Source organism: Streptomyces sp. 1114.5, assembly GCF_003635085.1.
Classification (GTDB): domain Bacteria; phylum Actinomycetota; class Actinomycetes; order Streptomycetales; family Streptomycetaceae; genus Kitasatospora.
The window spans coordinates 747,317-764,233 of the sequence record NZ_RBXE01000003.1 but is presented as its reverse complement, the minus strand read 5'-3'; the positions used below and the strand labels follow the sequence as shown (position 1 = coordinate 764,233).

Sequence of the window (16,917 nt, the reverse complement as noted above, 5' to 3'; positions counted from 1 at the left end):
CCGGGCGTCACCGGTGGACCGGGCGTCGCCGGCACAGCTGTTCCAGCACTACGCCGAATACCGGCCACACCGAACGCTCGACCAGGTGCGCCGCGACAATCCGTGCCCTGAGTGATCACCGAATCCGATGAGATCCGGTGTCTGCACGTTCGCGGAAACGTGCGTCGAGAGGGCGCCAGGAGAGGCATTCGCCGTTGTTGCCGCCGTTGTTGGAGAAGAAGTAGTGCTCGTACAAGTGGATCTCCTCCCCGACCCGGTTAACCGCGGACTGGGCGGAGTCGTTGCCGTCGAGGGCAGTCGCGCCCAGGTCGTAGACGGAATTCTTGAACATCCAGACTCGACCCTGCGGTTTGTTCACGTTGAAGCCGGCGAACTCAAAGAGGCAGTAGTAGCCCGGCGCACAGGAACTGGACCGCTCTTGATGACCGCGCGTACGTGCGGGGGGGTGGGGGTGGCGGCCGCCGCCGGCAGGGCTCCGGTCAGAAGGAGTGAGGACACGGCGGTGGCCACGGACACAAGACGTCGCACGGGTGATTTCGGTCGCACCTGGGGCAATCGGAGACGTTCATGAAGACTGGTAGCACGTGATGGTATGTAGACGAATCCATTTAGAGAGCGAGTCCGCGGACGTCAGGCGGTCGGCGGAGGCGTACCGGCGCCTGGCACGGTCCGTCCTAGACACTGCGACGGACCGCGGCGGCCGGGCAAGGGGCTGAGCGAGGAGCCGCCGGCCGAGTCCGCCTGGCTGGAAGAGGCTGGGCGGCAAGCGGCCCACGCCGTGTGAGGTCGAGAAGGGCCTCGCTGTTGGGCGAGGGCCAGGGTGACCGGGCGGATGGCCCCTCGCGGAGGTGGCCGGCGCGCGACGATCAGCCCGCCGTCCTCCACCGGCTGCAAGACGGTGACGAACACCGACGCGGGCAGCCACGAGCACGTGTCGAGGCGGCGCAGCGCGCGGTAGCGGTAGGTGCCCCGGGCCCAGGACAGCAGCAACGCGTCCGTCCTGCCGTACTTCGCAGCGGTCCAGCCGGCGGCCAACGGAGAGCTCCGCGCGACCGACGCGATCACCGCCTTCGCCGCCGACCACGCCACACTGATCCACCCAATCCTGGGGACCTTCCACGACTGCGGAAACCCGGACTCCACGCCGCCAACAGCGCCATCATCCTGACTCTCTGACGAGGCCCGGAGAGGCCCGCATCCCTACTGGCCCACTTCGCATGCACGGCACTCGCCCGACGCCATCGCCTCGCAAGCCACCTTCTCCTCCAAAGCGCCGGGACGACACCAGGCCCACCGAATAGTGCCCTGCGTGCGCGGGTACCCAGATTCCCACCTGCCCGCTGTTCCCACCCGAAGGACACCATGGACTACCCCTCGAAGCCGCCGGTGTCCCTGCTGCGCCACGGCGCCGACGACGCCGTTGCCCTGCTCGATTCCCTCGCGGACGTCTGGGCCGACGCCCACACAGGAAACGACGACGTCGCCGCGGCCGGGTTTACCCCCGAGACCCTGCAGCGGCAGATCACTGCCCACACTCAGCACGCAGGCTTCACCCTGATCGTGGCCTCCTCGGCCGGCCAGGACATCGGTTTCGCCTACGGTTTCGCCTGCACCCCCTCTTACTGGTTCGGCGAACAGCTCCTGCCCACCATCACGGAACAGGCCCGCGGCACCGAATCCCTCGCCGGGATCTGCGAACTCGCCGTCCGCACCCGCTTCCAGGGGCGAGGAATCGGGACCAGTCTGCACGCCGCGCTCCTGGAAGCGCTCCGCACCGAGTGGGTGTCCCTGCTGGCCATGCCCGGCGACGAAGACGCCCAGCGGCTCTACCGCCGCCTCGGGTACCAGTACGCCGGGCCGTACGCCGCTGGGCCCGACGGCCCGGTCCTGGACCTGCTCCTGCTCCGGACTCAGAAGAGCACCATCAGCAGTACCCCGACGTGGCTGCGCGAGCACTGGCCGAGCGAGCTGTCCACGCCGCGCCTGCGGCTGCGCCCCGTCGAGGCACGCGATGCCGAACTTCTTGAGAACCTGTGGACCGATTCCGTGGTCCGCCGCTTCCTGGGCGGCCCGGTCCCGGCCGACCGACTCGGCGCGCGCCTGGCCGGTGCCGCAGGCCGGCCAGGCCACTTCACCGTGGTCCTGGCCTCGGACGAACAGGCCGTAGGCCGTGTGACCCTCGACGAGGACCACCGCGCACCAGGCCGGGCCGAGGTCTCGTACGAGTTCCTCCCCGCGTACACGGGCCGGGGCCTCGCGGCGGAAGCGGTCGGCGCCGTACTCCGCTGGGGCCGACGCACCCTACCCGACCATCAGCTGACCGCCGTGACCCAGGCCGCGAACGTCCGATCGCGCAACCTGCTGCAGAAACTGGGACTCGTGGCCACCGAGTACCTCGTCGAGTACGGCCAAGACCAGGTCCTCTACACCGCCGCCCCCGGAAGGTAGACGTCGAGCGTCCCGGCACTGCGACGGGTTCGCCTGCACCGCACCACGTGACCTCGGTGCCGGGTCGCCCTGCTGTCCCCGATCAGCGACCAGACCGAAACCGAGCTGCGCTTCGGCTACGGCGCGAGGCCGACCGCCAGGGCGCAGCGGGACGATGAAGCCGCGCAGGGCGGCAGTGAGCAGCACGAAGGCGGCGGCGGCCGCAGGGGTGGCATGGCGTGGGCTCAGTGGCCGTTGCTCTATCGATCTTGGTGGGCGTGAGTTCGAGTGGCCGACTCGGTCGGGTGATCTTCTGGCCGGTCGGGCATGACAGTGGGGCCTCCCGCACAGCTCGTGGGTGTCGAATCCAACCGAGCAACAGGAGGCCCCTGGTGGTGAGGTCTTTCGTGACGTGCACGCGGCCGGCATACGTCCGCATTCGAACGTCTGCTCGATTATGGGATGGGGAGTCCGTGTCGCAGAACCCCAGAGTTCTGGGGTACCGCACGGATCGGGAGAGTCGAAGACTGCCGGTATGGACACCATCGAACAGAACAAGAGCACGGTCACCGCGTTCATCGACGCGCTCTTCAGCAAGGGTGACCTGGGGGCCGTGGACGAGTACCTCGCCGAGGACTTCGTCAACCACGACCCGCCGTTCGGCGGCAGCGCCGATCGCGAGGGGATGCGCCGGGCCGGAGCGCTGTTCCGGGCCGCCTGCCCCGACTGGCACAGCGATCAGGACCTGGTCGTCGGGGAGGGCGACCTGGTGGTCGAGCACTTCACCGCGAGCGGTACGCACCGCGGCGAGCTGCTCGGCGTGGCCCCCAGTGGTCGACCGCTGACGCTGCCCGGGATCAACATCTTCCGGCTCCGCGACGGACGGATCGTCGAGCGTTGGGGCCGCCTCGACGAGCTCGGACTGCTCCGGCAGCTCGGCCTGGCTCAGGAGTAACGTCGGTCCCATGGCGGTATCACCGGTGGAACGCCGCACGGCCGGAGTCGTCGACCGCTGCTACGCCGGGTCGGACCCGGCCCGGCTGCGGGCGGAGGTGCTGCCGCGCCTGCGGCGGCTGGTCCCCACCGACGCCGTGTTCTTCGCGACTGTCGACCCCGCCTCCCTGTTGTTCACCTCCGCCGTGACGGAGGACCCGCTGGCCGGTGAGACCGCCCGCTTCCTGGAGAACGAGTTCGGCCGGGCCGACGTCAACAAGTTCGCCGATCTGGCGCGGTCCGCCGATCCGGTGGCCACCCTCGACCGGGCGACCCGGGGCGAGCGCGCGGCCAGTCCCCGTTACCGGGAGATCATGGCGCCGCTCGGGCTCGGCGACGAGCTCCGGGTGGCGCTGCGCCTCGGCGGCTGCTGTTGGGGCGTCCTGTGCCTTCACCGGGAGCAGGCGGACTCCGGGTTCGGCGACGAGGACCTCGCGGTGCTGCGGGCCGTCGCCCCGCACCTGGCCGAGGGGATCCGGCGCTCGGTCGCCCTCGGCTTTGCCGGTTCCACCTCGGCTCCTCCGCGCGCCGCCGCCCCCGGCGTCCTGGTGTTGGACGCCGGATCGGTGCTCCTGTCCGCCAGCGAGGAGGCCCGCGACTGGCTCGCCCGGCTGGACCCTGCCGACTTCCCGGCCGGGGAGCTGCTGCCGATCGCCGTCAGCGCGGTGGCCGCGCGGCTGGCCCGACTGGAGCAGGGGCCGGTCGACCGGGTGCCGCCGCCCTCGGTCCGGGTACGCGACCGCTTCGGCGAGTGGTGGAGCGTGCACGCCACCCGGCTCACCGGGCCGCCCGGGCCCCAGACCGCGGTGATCGTCGAACCCGCGCCACCGCAGCAGCGCTCCACGCTCCTGCTCAGCGCGTACGGGCTGAGCCCGGCGCAGAACAGGGTCGCCACTCTGGTCCTGCGCGGCTGCTCGACCCGCGAGATCTCGGCGGAGCTGTGCATCTCGGCCAACACCGTGCAGGAGCACCTCACGGCCGTCTTCGACCGGCTCGGCGTCCGCAGCCGCCGGGAGCTGGTCGCGCTCGCTCTGGCGGGCGCCGGGGGCAATCGGCCGGCCCGCCCCGGAGCCGACCGCCGGGCCTGGCCCTAGTACTCCAGCAGGACTTCGACGTTTTGCCTGCTCAGAGGCTGTGCGTGGTGAGTGTAGTGGGCTGGTGCCCGGTCAGGGGCGGTCTTCGTCGGACCGCCCCTCGATCGTGTGCAGGCGACGTGGGTAGTGACAGCGGCGGGGCAGCCTCCCGACGTGATCAACGAGCCCGCAGCCGCGACCTGGGACGACGAACTCGAAGACCTCTTCCTCCGTGTCGGCCATCGTTTCAGCCGCGTGGAGCCACGCCGCCGGATGCGCGACTACGTCCGCGGTCTGCTCGGCCCGGTCGGCCGCAAGAACGGCTGGCAGCCGGCCGAATACGCAGGCCACGCCACCCCTGACAGCCTCCAGCACCTGCTCGCCGGCTCCCGCTGGGACGCGGACCAGGTCCGCGAGGAGCTCCAGCACTACGTCGCCGAACGCCTCGGCGAGGACGACGGAGTCCCGATCATCGACGACACCGGCTTCGTCAGAAGGGCAGCACCTCCGCGGGCGTGCAACGCCAGTACTCCGGCACCGCTGGCCGCACCGAGAATTGCCAGATCGGGGTCTTTGCCGCCTACGCGACCGGCCGCGGCCGTGCGCTGGTGGACCGCGAGCTCTACCTGCCCAAGTCCTGGACCGAGGACCGGGACCGCTGCCGCGCCGCGAAGATCCCCGAGGACCAGGACTTCCACACCAAGGGCGACCTCGCCAAGGCCCTGGTCCTGCGCGCCCTTGCCTCCGACCTGCCCATCGCCTGGGTCACCGCGGACTCGGCCTACGGACAGGAGGGGCGCTTTCGCCGATTGTTGGAGCAGTCCGGTGTCGGCTACGTCCTGGCGGTGCCCAAGTCCCAGTTCAGCGTGGGCTGTCCACGCATCGACTGGCTGTTCACCCAGGCCCCGGCCGAGGCCCGGCAACGGATCTCCTGCGAGGACGGCGCCATGGGACCGCGCGTCTACGACTGGGCGGCCATCCAACTGCCCGCCGTGGCAGAGTTCGACTGCCAGGACGAGACCCTGATCCGCCGGCGATGGGCGCTGGCCCGCCGCAGCCTGAGCAAGCCCGACGAGATCGCCTACTACCTCGCCTACACAACTCGACACAACTGTCGCGCAGTTGGCGCGGATCGCCGGGACGCGCTGGGCGATCGAAGAGTGCTTCCAGGCCGCGAAGAACGAGTGCGGCCTGGACCAGTACGAGGTCCGCCGCTACACCGGCTGGATGCGGCACATCACACTGGCCATGCTCGCCCGGCGCTCACGCGTTGAACTGGTCCACATGGCGCCGGGAACGCCAGGCCGTCGCCCGCCGCTGCCACTACCAACGCCGCCTGCACACGATCGCGGGGCGGTCCGACGAAGACCGCCCCTGACCGGGCACCAGCCCACTACACTCACCACGCGCAGCCTCTGATCAGGCAAAACGTCGAAGTCCTGCTGGAGTACTAGGGCAGCGTCCGAGGGCGCCACTCCTCACGGTAGCCGGGGGTGTCGTGGTAGATCTGGGCAAGGAGTCTGACCGCCGCTCCAAGACCGGCGGCCCGGCCGGCGTCAAAGTCTTTGCTGGTGGCGGCCGTGTCCGGCGAGTCGAGATGTGCAACCGGCGCGTAGAGATCTGTGACCGCGCGAACCATGTCGATCATGGGGATCGTGCTGTCGAGGTGCACGTCCGTGTCGGGGGGGAGCAAGCGACGTGATCATCACGACGTTATGCTCGTCCGCGTCGAGTTTCGCTCGCACGAACTGGATGAGGCCATCGTTCATGGCGGTCATCCTGACCGACGGCCGCGCGGTGCGTGAAGCCCTGTGTCTGGCGCCGCACGCCCGGTGGGATGGCTGTTGAGCAGGGCGGTCAAGCTTCAGTGGCAGAAACGCGCGTCGGTCAACGTTCGGTGGCAATCGGTCAGAAGCGATTCCCAAACCGGAGGTAGGGTCACGTTTTTCCCAGGTGAGGTGTGTGGCCGTCGCTCGGTAGGCATGCTCGGACCGTCGTGTCGGTGCGGGGTGTGGTCGGAGGTGGCGGAGACCGTCGAGGCTTTGGCCGAGGTGGCCGATGATGCCGCTGTGTCCGAGGCGTCGGTGGCAGTGGTGCCGATCGCGGTCGGCGTCGGACCGCGGGTCGAAGTGCCCCTGTGGCGCGAAGGGTTGGGGACCGAGGTGCTCCCGCTCGACTGCGCGGATCGTGGCCCTGGTCCAGGACGATGCCGTCGCTGGCGGGGACGGGGTGCGGGCGCGGCGGATGCGCGAGGATCTAGGCTGGCCGGCCAGTGACGCGAGGGAGCAGGCGGCGCGGTTTCGGGCGAAGCGGTTGGTGGAGCGGGGCTGGTTGACCGAGGGGCGGCCGGGGCTGTTCAGCGGACCGCTTGACGCGACGGGGTGCCGGTTGGCCGGAGCGGGCCAGGCGGCGCGTGACCGGGATGCTCGCGGCCCACCAGGCCATCGCCTCGGCGCTGTCGATGCGGGTCTCGTAGTCCCGGGCCAGGCGCCGGGCCCGGATCAGGTGAGAGAAACTGCGCTCCACGACCCAGCTGCGCGCAAGCACCACGAACCCCGTGGCGTCGTCGCTGCGCTTGACGACGGTCAGCGCGAGGGCCAGGATGGCGTTGGCGAAGGCGACCAGCCAGCCGGTGTAGCCGCCGTCGGCCAAGACCAGGGCGATGCAGTGGTGTTCGGCGCACAGTTGTTCGAGGAGGTCGCGGCCGGCGTCGTTGTCCTTGACCGAGGCGGCGGTGACCAGCACGGTCAGCAGCAGGCCCAGGGTGTCCACCGCGATGTGCCGCTTCCTGCCGTTGATCTTCTTTCCGGCGTCGTAGCCGCGGGTGGCGGCGCCGACGGTGGCGTCGGCCTTCACCGACTGCGAGTCGATGATCGCGGCGGTGGGCTCCGGTTTTCTCCCGGCCGGGGCGCGCAGCATCGTGCGCAGCCGGCCGTAGAGCTCCTTGATGTAGTCGTTGTCGCGCCAGCGGCGGAAGAACCGGTAGCCGGCCCGCCACGTGGGGAAGTCGGCGGGCAGGCTGGCCCAGCGCACGCCCTCGGCGACCAGGTAGCGCACGGCGTCGAGCAGCTGGCGGTGGTAGTAGCCCTCCGGGCGGCCCCCTCGTCCGTTCAGCCAGGCCGGAACCGGCAGCGCGGCCGCACGATCGCCCACTCCGCGTCGGTCAGGTCGGAGCCGTAGCGGCGGGTCCGGTCCGGCTGGTCGGCGGCATTCCGGAGCTGGTGTGCGAGGCAAGCGCACGAAATGCCGGAGCTGGACGCGGACGGAGCAAGCACGCCACAGTGGGACACTAGGGCCTCTTCGTTGACTCGACATCACCGAACTGCGCAGGAGGCCCTTCTCCTATGCGCCGACTGCGGAGCGATCACCCGAACGAGGCTGATGCGCGCGAAAGTTCGAGCAGCAGCCGTGCCCATCGGTTTGGGGAATCGCTCTGACCGCATGCTCGCTGCGGCGGTGCGGATGCTGCGGGGGCCGCAGAGTGCCGACCAGACACACGGTTCAGGGTCTCCGCCGGTCCGCCGCAACAGGTGCTGGCCTCGCCGCAAACCCGGTGGCGCCGGGACGCGATGGCGCAGCAAGGGATGGCGCAAGCCACCAGACAAATACGTGTAGAAAATGGTGGTGACCTACCGTCACTTCTCTTGCAGACCAACTCGCTTGACGTGGCCACCCGTTGCTATGGTGCTGCTTCCTCGCACCTGGCGAGGCCACTCACAGCTGGGGGCCCAAGTGGCTGGCAACACCGTCAACGTCAGCGTCAGCAATCGCGTACTCAGAGTAGACAATGACTCCTACCCGCTGAGGAACATCACCCGCACCCAGTTGCGTGAGATCCAGCCAAACCGGTTCAAACCTGTCAAGAGCTTCCTCGGCGGGATCGTCGCCCTGCTGATCATCTTCCTGATCACCACAAACATCAGCGACAGCTTCGGCGGCTGGGTGCTCATCATCGGGTTCATCCTCCTCATGATCGGGCTGGTGAAGGGGCTGCGGGCGCCCGTGCTGCACCAGCTGATCATCGAGACGTCGAGCTCGTCCGACACCGCCGTCGTGAGCTCGGACGGTGCCCAGGTTCACCAGCTGTCCGGCCTGATCAACAACGCGATCGAGAACCCCCAGGCGGAGTTCCAGATCGAGGTGAAGAACGTGCACATCGGGGACAAGATCACTCAGTACGGTGCCGGCAGCACCGGAAAGATCGCTACGGAGCGCGAATGACGACCAACAACTACAACTACGGCGACCAGGTCACCCAGTACGGTGCCAACAGCACCGGGATCGTGAAGAACTACGGCCCCCGCGATCCCGGCGCCGCGCTGCAGGACATGATCGCAGCCGTGCAGCTCCTTCGGGAGCAGGTGCCGTCCGAAGACCGCGATGCCATCGACCAGTCGCTGCGCGTCATCGAAAGCGAGAACGCCGAGAAAGGCGCCGTGCGCCGGGCCCTGAGCAACCTGGCAGGCATCGCCGTTGCCGTCGGTACGGCCGGTGTTCCCGCCCTGGAGTCGGTACGGGCCGTGCTGGAGCTAGTGAACACCATGTAGACACCGACGGCAGGCACCGCCCACCCCGCTTGGGCGTGGACAGTTGCTCAACCTGTGCCCGCCTCCGGCGCGCCATGCGCAGCTCCCACTCCGTTTGTGGTCCTTCCGAATTTCATCCGGGAATTCACATGCGAGGTGACACAAAGAGAAAGTCCCGGCTGCTCTGAGCGGCCGGGACTGGTGTTTTCGGCGACACGGAGCCCACGTAGGCCCCTGCAAGCCTTTTATATCCATCCAGGCGATGTTGCTCAGCTCGACGTCGACGCTGCGGGCGCGGCGGCCGCCGTCCTTGAAGTAATCGTCGCGCAGCGCCTCGGCGAGGATCGCTTCCTGCCGGTCCTGGCTGGCTCCGGAGTCGCGGGCGGCGTAGAGGCGGCGGGCGACGTCGCCGGGCATCTTCTGGGTGATCACGCGGGGGCGGGGGTCGTCGGTGGATCCGTTGGCCGCGCTGAACCCGAACATGGCGGAGATGTGGATCATGAAGCCGCACTGCTCGGCTGCCCTTCGCACCCGCTGCCTCACGCGCGGCTGCCAGGCGGCGCGGACCTTGGTCTCGATCGCCTTTGCGGCGGCTGGCTTCGGGGTGCCCTGGCCAGGGCGAGGCCGATGCGCGCGGAAGTTCGAGCGGCAGCCGTGCCCGCCGGTTTGGGAATCGCTTCTCAAGGTCCAGTGGCACGGGACAGTGACCTGGCGGACTCCGGGCCGAGCCATGCCGCCCGGTGGTCCCGAAATATTCCGGACTCTAATATTGGATGCACATATCGACGTCGTACGGGTACGCATGACGCGGATCGCAGCGCGTTGAGGAGGCGGCTGTGCGGGCACCTTGGGAGACCCTGGTCGCGGGGCCGGCCGATGCGGAGCGATCGGTTCTGCTCCTGCCGGGCGGGTCCTGCGCGGCACGGTCGTTCGACCTGGTGATGGCCGAGCCGGCACTGTCCGGTGTCCGCCTCGTGGCCACGACGCTTCCCGGCAACGCCGGCGCGCCGCTGTCGGAGGACGTGACTGTCCCCGCGCTGGCCCGTCGCGCCGGCGAGCTGGCGCAGGAGCACGACTGCGACGTGGTTGCGGGATTCTCGCTCGGGGCGACGGTGGCTTTGGAGATGGTGCTGTCAGGGCGGTTCCAGGGCCCGGTCGTACTGCTCGGGATCAGCCTGACGACTGCGGACGAGTCCAGGTTCTTCCGGACCGTCGTACGGGCATCTCAGAGGGTCGGCAGCTGGCCGACGGCGCTGATGATGGGGCTCATGCCACTCATGGCGAGGTCCGCCAAGACGCCTCAGGCGCACAAGGACGAGCTGATCGAGGACTTCAAGCAGAACAGGACCACCGATGTGGTCCGTGTGACCGGTGATTATCTCGACTACCTCGCCACGGACCGGGACCCAGCCACCGAACTCGCCGCGCTGGACACCCCTGTGTGGATCGTCCACGCCGAGAAGGGGGACGGCGGGCTTACCAGTGCCGAGCGTGCCACCCTTGAGTCCGCTCCCCACGTCACCGTGGTGACGATCCCTGGCGCAGTGTTCCTCCTGCCGGACGTGGCGCCGCGGGAGACCGCCGAGGTCATCGCCGCCGCCCTCGCACGTGTGACCTGACTGGGCGATCGTCGTGCCATCAGGGGATGAAGCAGAGGATCGGCACGTGCCTGAACAACCCCCGGGATATCCGTGAGGTACCCGGGCTGAACCGCTACATGGCTTTGTTCACGAGAACCGACAGCACTTGTACACGAGTTTGGGCAGCACTCGAAGCTCTGCAGAAATCGAACATTTCATGGCTTCGGGTAGCACGGGGGCCCCTGCCGAGTTGGCAGGGGCCCGCGGTGTAGAGAGCTGAGGAGGGCAGGGGCCTGTCCTCGATGAGCGGAGTCCTGGCCGGCACCGCCTACCGTCTGGTGCCGGCCTGACGGCCCGGCCTCACTTCAGGTGCCGGGCGAAGAAGCGGGCCCCGGCGTCGAGCTCGTACTGAGGGACGCCGGTGTGCCCGCCCATGTTGGCGTGCAGGGTCTTCTCCTTGGAGCCGAAGGCGTCAAACAGGTCCAGGGCTGCCTGCCGGGGGTTCCCCTCGTCGTCCCACTGCAGCAGGACCTGCAGCGGGATGGTGACCAGCCGGGCCTCCTCGAACATGGCAGCGGGCACGAGACTCCCGGCGAACAGACCGGCGGCCGCGATGCGCGGCTCGACCACCGCCAGGCGGACGCCGATGGAGATGATTCCCCCCTCGTACCCGACCGGGCCGCCGATCTCGGGCAGCGCAAGGAGGTCGTCGAGTGCTGCCTGCCATTCCGGGACGGCCTTCTCGACCAGCGGGAGGATCAGGGCGTCGATGATCTCGCCGCTGACCGGCTCGCCGGCCTCCATTACCCGGCGCAGGTCGGCGCGGGCCTGGTCGGCGGCGACCCAACGGGGCCGGTCACCGCTCCCGGGGAGCTCGATGGTGGCTGAGGCGAAGCCGTACTCCGCCGCGTAGTACCGGGCCCGCCCCGCCAGCCGGGGGTACATCTTGCTCAGTCCGAGAGGCGGGGGGCAGATCAGGATCAGCGGCGCCGGTGCGGACGCGGAGGCGGACGCGGGCGTCCACAGGATGCCGGGGATCTCGCCGAGGGTGAACTCGCGCTCGACGACGTCGTCGTCGAAACGCTGCTCAGAGGTGAAGTGCATGGTCGTGCCTTTCGGGAGTGCTCAGAGATGGCGCTCCCGGACGACGACCTATCGTCCGACCGTGACCCCGGAGGGGAGCACCCATGTCGATACTGCGTTCACGGGTACCACCTCCTCGTTCTCTCGCACGGCCTCCGGAAACGTAGCAGTGGTCGCCGTGGTTCGCCAAACGGGTTTTGACGTGGGCTCCGTGGCCGGATGCCACGGAGACGGCGGGGCGCGCTGGGGGTGCTGTCCGATCTGATGAACATCGAACACGACGCGCCCCCGACGCCTCCCAATCTCGTGTACAGGTGCTGTCGGTTCTCGTGAACAAAGCCAGCTACATGCCTTAAAAGGTCCTAACAAAGGCGTTGGACGTGTCGGTGGGTGATCAGGCAGGTGGCGAGGCCGAGGAAGGCCTCGTGGATGTCGTCGCGTCGGTCCCAGCGGATGCGTAGGCGGCGGAAGCCGTGGAGCCAGGCGATGGTGCGCTCGACGACCCAGCGGTATGCGCCCAGGTTGGAGCCGTGGGGTACTCCGCGTCGTGCGATCAGCGGTTTTATGCCCTGCTTCCACACCAGTCGCCGGTATTTGTCGTGGTCGTAGCCCCGGTCGGCGAGCAGGACGTCCGGTCTGTGCCGTGGCCGGCCGACGAGGCCGGCCATGGCGGGGACCTTCGCGAGCAGGGGCAGCAGCTGGGTGACGTCGTTGCGGTTGCTGCCGGTCAGCGACACCGCGAGCGGAATGCCCTGGCCGTCGACGAGGATGTGGTGTTTGCTGCCCGGTCGCGCGCGATCGACCGGGCTCGGTCCGCTTTTGGGCCACGCCGAGCGGCCCGGACATGGGTGGAGTCGATCACCGCCCTGGACCAGTCGAGCTGCCGGGCGGACCGCAGCTTTCGCAGCAGCACCGGATGGAGAGCTGGAGCGGTTCGAGACGGACGTGCCGGCCGGCTTTGTGCTGGCGCGGGCCTCGGCGGGGCTGACGGACGGCACGATCCGCGGGGACGTCGGGCACTTGGAGCAGGTGCGGACCCGGTTCGGCCGCCCGTGTCGGCGTACGAGTCAACATGCACCACCTCGTACGAGTGACTGTGCGCCAGAGTTGATGCGGTGAACCGCTGTTGTCCGTGAGCCTGCTGTCGTCGGTTTCGAGCGGCAGAGAGGCGGTTGACAGTGGTCGTTCCCGGCGCCCAGGCCCAAGTGGACTGGGGCGATGAGGGCAGAATCCTCGCGCACGTCGGCATCCCGAAGGTCTCCTCGTTCCACATGACGCTGTCGTACAGGCGCGACCCGTTCTGCTGCTTCACCACCAGCCAGGACCTCGCGACTTCCTCGCCCTCCTCCTCGCCGAGGAACTGGCCGTTCGCGACGACCGCCGCTTCCGCCAGGGCCTGCGACTGTCGAAGCTGCCCCACCACAAGACCCTGGACGACTACGACTTCTCCTTCCAGCCCGAGCTCGACCCGCGCAAGGTCAAGGACCTGGCCACGCTGTCGTTCGTCGAGGCCAAGGCGAACGCCGCCCTGCTGGGGCCGCCCGGGGTCGGCAAGACCCACTTGGCCGTCGCCCTGGCGGTCGCCGCTTGCCGGGCCGGCTACTCGATCTACTTCACCAGCCTCGACGACATGGTCCGACACCTCAAGGCCGCCGAGGCCGCCGGGCGCCTGACCAGCAAGCTCCGCACCTACCTGCGGCCGAGCGTCCTCGTGGTCGACGAGGTGGGATACCAGCCCCTTGAACGCGCCGAGGCGAACCTGGTCTTCCAGGTGATCTCCAAGCGGTATGAGAAGGGCTCGATCATCCTGACCTCGAACAAGACCTTCAGCGAATGGGGCCAGGTCTTCGGCGACGAGGTCCTCGCCACCGCCATCCTCGACCGGCTCCTGCACCACTGCGACGTCATCTCGATCAACGGCAACAGCTACCGCCTCAAGAACCGCCTCCAGGCCATCGACCGAGACACCGACGTCGCCTGAGCGATTGCTCCGCCTCATCGAGGTTTTGCTGCTGCCAAGGGGCTCCAGGATGTCACTGGAGCACGGATGCCTCATCATCGCTGATGGCCTGGTAGACAGTCACCATCGCGGCCACAGCGTCGATTTCGATCGGTCCGGTAATCCTCAGCCAGACCAGTTCGGGTAGGTCCTCGGAGCGGTCGAGTCGGTCGACCGCCTCGGCTGGCCAGGCCAACGGCAGCTTCGGCAGATGGACGAGGGAGATCCCGTCGACGAAGGAAGTGGAGTCCAGGCCGGGGCCCCACGGGCGGACCGAGCGGAGATCTGACAGCGAGATCACTACATCGGGCTTCCACGGTCCCACGCGCAGCCACACGTCCAGCCTGTTGTCCTCGCGGTCCTCGTTGGACTCGTCCAACGAGATGCGCTCGATGAAGTAGCGAATGCAGGACTCCAGCCTCCGCGCCGCATTCGTGCATCGGTTCTTGAAGGCGTCGAGTGCCCTGTGTTCGTCGACCACGGCACAAGATTACGGCGAGTGGAACGGTCCACAGGAGCACTCTTCAGACATCTGACCGATGAACTCCACCACCCCTTGGCTTGCCCAAGCCGACCTATGCCGCGCCAACGCCGTTCACACCTCATTGAGCTGAGTCAGTGGTGCACACAAGCTCGTACGCGCTGGAGCACTCAGATCAGTACGCGGACAGCTGCGGGTTCGCGATCACGGGGGCAAGTGTCGACAGAGGGTCGTTTGCCGACACTTCCGGGGGCGGCATCAGTGCGCTGTGCCGTAACTGAGTCCGTCGAGGGTGAGGTCGAGGAGGCGTTCGGCCTGTTCGCGCTGTTCGGGCTTTCCTGAGGCGAGGGCGATGCCGGTGAGGGCGGCGAACATGTCGGCTGGGCTGATGTCCGATCGGATGCTGCCGGTGGCGGTCGCGGCGTCCAGGAGCGAGGTGAGGGCCGTCATCATCAACTCCCGGCTGTGGGCGTAGGGATTGACGCCGGAGTCGACGACGGCACGGAGAGCATCGGCCATCCCCAGTTTCGCGGTGGCGTAGTCGATGAAGCGCCCCATCCAGGCGCGAAGCGCCTCCCGTGGCGGCGTGGCCACCAGGAGTTCGGGGGCCGCCTCGCACAGTCGGTTCAGTTCGTTGCGGTAGGCGGCCTCGATCAGGAGTTCCCGGGTCGGGAAGTTGCGGTAGAGCGTGCCCGTCCCGACTCCCGCCTCCTTGGCGATGTACTCCAGGTGTGCGTCCAGTCCCTGCTCCGCGAAGACGCGCACCGCGGTGGAGAGGATCTTCTCCCGGTTGCGCCGCGCATCGGCCCGCAGCGGCCGGCCGGTCTCTGTGGTCATCGGAGGGCTCTTTCCTCGAAGAGTTGCTAAGTGGCGGCGCCTCCACTTACGTAGTTTAGGGCACACCCGCCTTCGTCCGCATGGTGCGGGCAAGCACATCAGAGGAGAAAATGATGAGCCTCCCGCTCGAAGGCAAGGTCGCCGTGGTCACCGGTGGCGCGTCCGGTGTCGGCCTGGGGATCACCCAGGAATTCGTGGACCAGGGCGCCCGCGTGGTCATCACCGACCTTCAGCAGGACCAGCTGGACGAGGCGGTCGCCAAGATCGGCCCGAACTCCTCGGGCATCGTGGCCGACGTCACCAAGCTTGCGGAGATGGAGGCGGCGTACCACGAGGTCATCGCACGCCACGGACACCTCGACGCGGTCGTGGCCAACGCCGGCATCGGCGCGCATGCCCCGCTCGGCGCGATCACCGAGGAGCAGTTCGACCGGACCTTCAACGTCAACGCCAAGGGCGTCCTGTTCACCGTCCAGCCGGCGATCGCGCTGCTGCCGCCCGGCGGCACGGTCGTCATCATCGGGTCGACCGCGTCCATCCAGTCCCCGGCAGGCATGGGCCTGTACGGCGGCTCCAAGGCCGCGGTGCGCGCCTTCATCCGGTCCTGGATCCAGGACATCAAGGGCACCGGCATCCGCATGAACGTCCTCAGCCCCGGTGCCGTGGACACCGAGTCCCTGCGCAGCGCCCTGGGCATGGCGCAGGGCGCCGACGCCGTTGCCGCCGCGGTCCGGACGATGGGCGAGGGCAACCCAACCGGGCGGATCGCCGACCCGCGCGAGATCGGCAAGGCCGTGGCGTTCCTCTCCAGCGACGCCTCCAGCTTCATCACCGGCGTCGAGCTCTTCGCCGACGGCGGCATGGCGCAGGTCTGAGCAGAAGCGGCAAAGGCCCAGGTCAGGGATGCAACGCGAGGCCGTGTTGCCTCCCATGTCGCAACGGGCGATCCATGGTGGGAGGTGCGGGGCTGCACGCCTGGCCCTATCTGCGAAGAACCGCAGTGTGAGGGCGTCACCGCCCCAGCTCCGCCCGTTGCGCCGAGGCCGGCTCGGGCCGCGTCCCGGGCGGGTCGGACACCATAGGTGCCCGACCCGCCCTCGTACGAGACCCACCGCTGCCTACATCGTTTCCGCCGCGGTGTTCAGCTCGTTCCCGCTGACCTGGGCTGGGCGCAGGGCGATGTGCTGGCGGCTGTCGTCCGCGCGCACGTCCGGCACCTGCAACTCGGCGCGGTATCCGCCCCGGCACCGGTCGGCGGCGTGGCCCGGGGTTCCCACCGGATCAACCGTGCTGCTCCGAGGCGAGGATGGTGTCGATCATGCGCTGCAGCAACGCGGCCAGGTAGCGCTTGTCGTTGGCGGCCTTGTGATCGCCGAGCTGGTCCAGCCGCATGGCCTCGTCGAGCAGCTCGTCGCGCTGGTGGAGCATCCTCACGACGTCCGCGCGGTGGTCGGTGGCGGCCGCGGCCGAGGCCGCGCCCGGCTGGACGGGGGCGGCCTGAGCGGGGGCGGCCGCGAGCAGGACACCACCGGCCAGGGCGGCGGTCAGGGCGATGGCGGGAAGACGATGGCGCATTGAGCTTCTCCTCATTTTCGACGGTGCCTTCGGTTGGGCGCGGGAGTGACCCGGCCCGGGATCGATCAGAGATGCGTGCCTTGAGCACGCTTCTGACTGTAGCAGGAAAAGCGTGTGTTGAGCACGCTAATGTGGGGACGTGAACAGCTCGACGGGACACGACATCGGAATCCCCATGAACCGCACCGACGCCGACCGGAATCTCGGCAGCGCCCGCTGAGCACCCTGCCCATCTGAGGCCACGAGGCCGCCCCCGTCCCAGGCGTCGCGCGCCAGGTCCGCCACCCGCCACCTTCTGCTGCCGGTTCGCCGGAGCGACGGGTCCGGCGTCGGTGACGACCAG

The 16,917-nt window shown here is 68.7% G+C and carries 17 protein-coding genes and 4 pseudogenes; 11 read left to right on the top strand and 10 right to left on the bottom strand.

Going from position 1 to position 16,917, the window contains the following annotated elements; translation table 11 throughout:
- Positions 1-115 precede the first annotated feature (115 nt).
- Positions 116-535, bottom strand: coding sequence for a peptidase inhibitor family I36 protein (locus BX285_RS35020; RefSeq protein WP_257033243.1), 420 nt, complete (start codon positions 533-535; stop codon positions 116-118).
- A gap of 827 nt (positions 536-1,362) precedes the next feature.
- On the opposite strand from BX285_RS35020, the gene BX285_RS35010 reads away from it, so the two are divergent.
- From BX285_RS35010 to BX285_RS34995, 4 genes and pseudogenes are all read left to right on the top strand, one after another.
- The gene (locus BX285_RS35010; RefSeq protein WP_097240911.1) at positions 1,363-2,448 is read left to right on the top strand and encodes a GNAT family N-acetyltransferase; all 1,086 of its coding nucleotides are present in this window, start codon (positions 1,363-1,365) and stop codon (positions 2,446-2,448) included.
- A 514-nt stretch (positions 2,449-2,962) separates the two neighbouring features.
- Positions 2,963-3,382 carry an ester cyclase gene (locus BX285_RS35005; RefSeq protein WP_031064648.1) on the top strand — a complete coding sequence of 140 codons (420 nt, stop codon included), beginning with the start codon at positions 2,963-2,965 and terminating at the stop codon, positions 3,380-3,382.
- Between the two features lie 10 nt (positions 3,383-3,392).
- The gene (locus tag BX285_RS35000; RefSeq protein ID WP_121179528.1) at positions 3,393-4,514 is read left to right on the top strand and encodes a LuxR C-terminal-related transcriptional regulator; all 1,122 of its coding nucleotides are present in this window, start codon (positions 3,393-3,395) and stop codon (positions 4,512-4,514) included.
- Between the two features lie 252 nt (positions 4,515-4,766).
- Positions 4,767-5,767, top strand: a pseudogene (locus BX285_RS34995) (IS701 family transposase).
- 176 nt (positions 5,768-5,943) lie between these two features.
- Here BX285_RS34995 and BX285_RS39665 read toward each other — a convergent pair.
- Complete coding sequence (locus BX285_RS39665) at positions 5,944-6,132, bottom strand: DUF6221 family protein (RefSeq protein WP_398901857.1); 189 nt, start codon at positions 6,130-6,132, stop codon at positions 5,944-5,946.
- A gap of 59 nt (positions 6,133-6,191) precedes the next feature.
- Between BX285_RS39665 and BX285_RS37780 the strand changes: the two genes are divergently transcribed.
- Positions 6,192-6,341, top strand: coding sequence for a hypothetical protein (locus tag BX285_RS37780; protein ID WP_183107346.1), 150 nt, complete (start codon positions 6,192-6,194; stop codon positions 6,339-6,341).
- Between the two features lie 408 nt (positions 6,342-6,749).
- Here the strand turns inward: BX285_RS37780 and BX285_RS34985 are convergent, their stop codons facing one another.
- Positions 6,750-7,646 carry an IS5 family transposase gene (locus tag BX285_RS34985; RefSeq protein ID WP_259470969.1) on the bottom strand — a complete coding sequence of 299 codons (897 nt, stop codon included), beginning with the start codon at positions 7,644-7,646 and terminating at the stop codon, positions 6,750-6,752.
- 579 nt (positions 7,647-8,225) lie between these two features.
- Here BX285_RS34985 and BX285_RS34980 point away from each other — a divergent pair.
- Both BX285_RS34980 and BX285_RS34975 read left to right on the top strand, forming a co-directional pair.
- Entirely contained in the window at positions 8,226-8,714 is a 489-nt protein-coding gene (locus BX285_RS34980) for a DUF6232 family protein (protein ID WP_147465294.1), read from the top strand.
- Positions 8,711-9,040, top strand: a complete 330-nt coding sequence (locus BX285_RS34975; RefSeq protein WP_121179525.1) for a hypothetical protein — start codon at positions 8,711-8,713, stop codon at positions 9,038-9,040. Before BX285_RS34980 ends, BX285_RS34975 begins: the two co-directional genes overlap by 4 nt.
- Here the strand turns inward: BX285_RS34975 and tpg are convergent.
- Complete coding sequence (tpg, locus tag BX285_RS39660; protein WP_398901855.1) at positions 9,023-9,751, bottom strand: telomere-protecting terminal protein Tpg; 729 nt, start codon at positions 9,749-9,751, stop codon at positions 9,023-9,025. The two genes, BX285_RS34975 and tpg, sit on opposite strands and share 18 nt — an antisense overlap.
- Positions 9,752-9,855: 104 nt before the next feature.
- Between tpg and BX285_RS34970 the strand changes: the two genes are divergently transcribed.
- Complete coding sequence (locus BX285_RS34970; protein WP_121179524.1) at positions 9,856-10,638, top strand: alpha/beta fold hydrolase; 783 nt, start codon at positions 9,856-9,858, stop codon at positions 10,636-10,638.
- Between the two features lie 321 nt (positions 10,639-10,959).
- Here BX285_RS34970 and BX285_RS34965 read toward each other — a convergent pair whose 3' ends face one another.
- Both BX285_RS34965 and BX285_RS34955 read right to left on the bottom strand, forming a co-directional pair.
- On the bottom strand, positions 10,960-11,703 hold the full coding sequence (locus BX285_RS34965) for an alpha/beta hydrolase (RefSeq protein ID WP_121179523.1): 744 nt from the start codon (positions 11,701-11,703) through the stop codon (positions 10,960-10,962).
- A gap of 341 nt (positions 11,704-12,044) precedes the next feature.
- Positions 12,045-12,604: pseudogene (locus BX285_RS34955) on the bottom strand (IS5 family transposase); the annotation flags it as partial.
- 259 nt (positions 12,605-12,863) lie between these two features.
- Between BX285_RS34955 and BX285_RS38940 the strand changes: the two are divergent.
- Both BX285_RS38940 and istB read left to right on the top strand, forming a co-directional pair.
- Positions 12,864-13,016, top strand: a pseudogene (locus tag BX285_RS38940) (IS21 family transposase); the annotation flags it as partial.
- A pseudogene (gene istB / locus BX285_RS34940) lies at positions 13,013-13,663 on the top strand (IS21-like element helper ATPase IstB); the annotation flags it as partial. The pseudogenes BX285_RS38940 and istB, both read left to right, overlap by 4 nt.
- A 52-nt stretch (positions 13,664-13,715) precedes the next feature.
- Here istB and BX285_RS34935 read toward each other — a convergent pair.
- Entirely contained in the window at positions 13,716-14,162 is a 447-nt protein-coding gene (locus BX285_RS34935; RefSeq protein WP_121179521.1) for a hypothetical protein, read from the bottom strand.
- Between the two features lie 258 nt (positions 14,163-14,420).
- Entirely contained in the window at positions 14,421-14,999 is a 579-nt protein-coding gene (locus tag BX285_RS34930) for a TetR/AcrR family transcriptional regulator (protein WP_121179520.1), read from the bottom strand.
- A 113-nt stretch (positions 15,000-15,112) separates the two neighbouring features.
- Between BX285_RS34930 and BX285_RS34925 the strand changes: the two genes are divergently transcribed.
- Entirely contained in the window at positions 15,113-15,874 is a 762-nt protein-coding gene (locus tag BX285_RS34925; protein WP_121179519.1) for an SDR family NAD(P)-dependent oxidoreductase, read from the top strand.
- A 243-nt stretch (positions 15,875-16,117) separates the two neighbouring features.
- Here BX285_RS34925 and BX285_RS37775 read toward each other — a convergent pair whose 3' ends face one another.
- Both BX285_RS37775 and BX285_RS34920 read right to left on the bottom strand, forming a co-directional pair.
- The gene (locus BX285_RS37775; RefSeq protein ID WP_183107344.1) at positions 16,118-16,276 is read right to left on the bottom strand and encodes a hypothetical protein; all 159 of its coding nucleotides are present in this window, start codon (positions 16,274-16,276) and stop codon (positions 16,118-16,120) included.
- Positions 16,277-16,280: 4 nt separating this feature from the next.
- The gene (locus BX285_RS34920; protein WP_097240918.1) at positions 16,281-16,574 is read right to left on the bottom strand and encodes a hypothetical protein; all 294 of its coding nucleotides are present in this window, start codon (positions 16,572-16,574) and stop codon (positions 16,281-16,283) included.
- Positions 16,575-16,917 lie beyond the last annotated feature (343 nt).